The sequence below is a fragment of the Brachybacterium sp. Marseille-Q7125 genome, assembly GCF_023062615.1.
Classification (GTDB): domain Bacteria; phylum Actinomycetota; class Actinomycetes; order Actinomycetales; family Dermabacteraceae; genus Brachybacterium.
Genome location: NZ_JALLAL010000114.1, coordinates 1 through 1,706, shown reverse-complemented (window position 1 = coordinate 1,706; position 1,706 = coordinate 1). Strand labels below are relative to the sequence as shown.

General features: G+C 66.9%; 1 protein-coding gene. It reads left to right on the top strand.

Annotated elements, in window-relative coordinates:
• Nucleotides 1-136 precede the first annotated feature (136 nt).
• Nucleotides 137-1,534, top strand: a complete 1,398-nt coding sequence (locus tag MU407_RS13925; RefSeq protein ID WP_246958386.1) for an IS1380 family transposase — start codon at nucleotides 137-139, stop codon at nucleotides 1,532-1,534.
• Nucleotides 1,535-1,706: the final 172 nt, after the last annotated feature.

The following is a 1,706-nucleotide window of genomic DNA, read 5'->3' as shown; positions in this document are numbered from 1 at the left end:
CCTCGAGATTTCATCGAGGTGTGGTTTCGACTGGTGGACGACATAGAGAAAGATGCTCCTGACCTGGGATGATACGGGTTGTTCAGACTCGTAGCCATCCACTGGAAGGAGCACCTTTCAGGTGTCCCACCCTACCTTGTTCTTCTACCCCCGTCCGCGCGTGGACATCGCTGAGGTCCCGGCCCTCTCGCATGCGGGCGCGGTGCTGCTGACCGACACGATCCACGCCACCGGCCTCGCCTCTTCGCTGCGGGAAGCACTGGCTCCTTGGACGAAACCGCTGGCCGAGCACCACGCGGCGAAGGTCCTGCTGGACCTCGCACTCACTCTCGCAATCGGCGGGGAGCATGCTTCGGATACTGATCTGCTGCGTTGCGAGCCGGGCCTGTTCGGTGATGTCGCCTCGACCCCGACGATCTCCCGCACGCTCACCACCCTCGCCCAGGACGCGCCCACCGTGATCGAGGCGATCTCGAAAGCCCGCCGGGCCGCGCGTGAAAGAGCCTGGACCCTCGCCGGAGCGCATTCCCCGGCTGCGGGGGTCAGTGCGAAGAACCCGCTGGTCGTCGACCTCGATGCCACCCTGATCAACGTCCACAGTGAGAAGGAGCAGGCCGCACCGACGTTCAAACGCGGGTTCGGCTATCACCCGTTGTGTGCGTTCCTTGACCACGGCAGCGACGGGACCGGGGAACCGCTGGCGATCCAGCTGCGCCCCGGCAACGCCGGCTCGAACACCGCCGCTGATCACATCACCGTCACCCGGCAGGCTCTCGCGCAGCTCCCACCGGGCCTGCTGGCCCGGGGCGGGCGGGGGTCGAAGAAGATCCTGATCCGCACCGACGGGGCCGGCGGCACCAAGGACTTCCTGGCCTGGCTCCAGCGGCAGCGTCTGGCCTACTCGGTCGGGTTCACCCTCCCTGCGAACACGCCTGACCTACTGGAACGTATCGACGAGGCAAAGGCGTGGACCCCCGCCTACGACAGCGAGGACGAGGGGATCCGCGAGGGGACATGGGTGGCGGAGCTGACCGGGCTCCTTGACTTAGCCGCGTGGCCTGCCGGGATGCGGGTGATCGTGCGGAAGGAACGTCCTCATCCTGGGGCGCAGCTGCGGATCACCGATCACGAGGGGATGCGCATCACCGCGTTCGCGACCAACTCCCCGCGCGGCCAGCTCCCGGTCTTGGAGCTGCGGCACCGTCGCCGGGCGCGCTGCGAGGACCGGATCCGTAACGCCAAGGACATGGGCCTTGAGAAGTTCCCGCTGCAGTCCTTCGCGCAGAACCAGATCTGGTGCCAGATCATCCAACTCGCCTCCGAGCTCGTCGCCTGGATGCAGACCATCGCGCTGACCGGCCATGATGCGCGGAAGTGGGAGCCCAAACGGCTCCGCGCGCGGTTGTTCGAGATCCCCGCGACCCTCGTGCGCCGCGCCCGGCACAAGGTCCTCCACCTCGCCGAACATGCACCCGAAGCCGTGAGGGTCCTGACCGGCGTCAACCGGCTCCGCACCGCCGTCGCACAGACCTAACCCGGCGAGACCACCCGCCCCTACGACCAGCAGCTCCTCTTCTCGGGAGTGGAACCCGACCGCCCGCAACGGACACTGCGACGATCTGTCATACCCGAATGCCACAATCAGCAGCTGAACACCGGCAAAGACGCCGACCGCGACCGCTCACCAGCCCGATGAAAGATCGAGG